Origin of the sequence: Leisingera sp. MMG026, from assembly GCF_021654205.1 — a bacterium.
Taxonomy (GTDB): Bacteria; Pseudomonadota; Alphaproteobacteria; order Rhodobacterales; family Rhodobacteraceae; genus Leisingera.
This window is the reverse complement of sequence record NZ_JAKFZM010000117.1, coordinates 1-1,480: the sequence shown is the minus strand read 5'-3', so window position 1 is coordinate 1,480 and position 1,480 is coordinate 1. Positions and strand designations below refer to the sequence as shown.

Annotated in this window: 1 protein-coding gene; it reads left to right on the top strand. The window is 56.1% G+C overall.

The window, feature by feature from the left end:
* Window positions 1-1,349, top strand: a 1,349-nt coding sequence (locus L1069_RS23685) for a DUF5906 domain-containing protein (RefSeq protein ID WP_237457282.1), incomplete at its 5' end; no start/stop codon positions are given.
* Between the last annotated feature and the right edge of the window lie 131 nt (window positions 1,350-1,480).

The following is a 1,480-nucleotide window of genomic DNA, read 5'->3' as shown; positions in this document are numbered from 1 at the left end:
ACGTCAAGTTCCTCGCCGCAGCCTATGGCAGCCAGATCGTTCGCCGCGATAACAAGTTCTACGACATCGAGCATCTGGGCACACCGCTGTCCCGCGTGGACGTCGAGATGAAGATCCTGAACCTGATCGCGGAGGAGCATCCGAACCTTCCTCTGAATAACGGTATCATCAAGTCGCTATTCAAGTTGCTCATCGACACGCGGCACACTGACCGGGCACGCAGCTTTCAGGTCTGGAGCGGCGCTACCATCTGCGAACCGGGCAACCCTAACCGTATCGTCATGAAACGGGGCACGGTTTCCGCCAACACCTGGAGCGAACCGGAATATCGGAGCCTCAAGGTGAACTCCGCTGACCTCGACGTCGTTGGCGAGTTCTTCGATCAATTCTTCCAGAACGAGCAGGACCGAGGAGCTTTTCTGAACTGGACTGCTTGGAGCCTGCAGAACGAAGGAGACAAGCCAGCATGGGCGCCGTTCCTCTACTCACGTGGCAAGGGCACTGGCAAAAGCACGACCGCTCGCATCCTCACCGAGCTTTTCGGGGTTCGAAATTCGGTCACGCAGAACAACATCAGCAAGCTTACCCAGCAGTTCAACGCTACTGTTCTCACGAGCAAGCTGGTGATCTGCGAGGAAACTCAGATCAAACCAGGGTCAACTCAGGCGAACGCTATCAAAACCTTCATCACCGATCCGCACGTGCTCATCGAACGGAAAGGTCTCGAGGCTGAGCGGGCCAAGCAGTGCTGCTGTTTCCTTTTTACTTCGAACTACGCACCGACGTGGATGGAGGAAGGCGAACGGCGCTATCTGGTCATCGACGTAAATCACGATGGCCGGTCGGGCGGCCCTCGAGCCAATGGGTTCTCATCGCTTGTCGGTCGAGTGCATGAGTTCTTGGATGAACCGGCAAACGTGGCACGACTCTATAACGCGCTGATGCAGAGGGAGCTTCCTGAGGGCTTCAATGCCAAGAGCCTGAACATCGCTGACCACCAGACGCCGATCATGAAGCGGCTTCAGCAGGCTAGCCGCCAGACCATCGTCGACCAGCTTGAGGAACTGCTCAACGACTCCGGCCTTGTTGTTCTGCCTGAAGCGGACGTGGTTGAGTTCGTTCGTAAGAACCTCAATGCAAACATGAACCAAACCAAGCATCTCATGGATGACCTCGAGTGGGAGAAAACCAAGGTCAAATGGGGTGGCAAAGACTTTGCGCGAGCGATCTGGGTCAAGCCTGGATACTGGATCGAGCGCGGCAGGATCTATGGGCCTGACTTCGAGCCGGTGCGCGTCAGCGACTATCTCGACCGTGACGGTCCATTCGGAGAAGTGGAGATCATCTGATGAAGGATGTGTACTTCGAGCTTCAAGACGATAGCGAGCTTTGGCTGCTGGACGTCATCAACAATCACTACGAGGAGGCCCTTACGAGGGCCAACTCTCTTCTAGCGCAGACGGTGGAAGACGAGAACGGG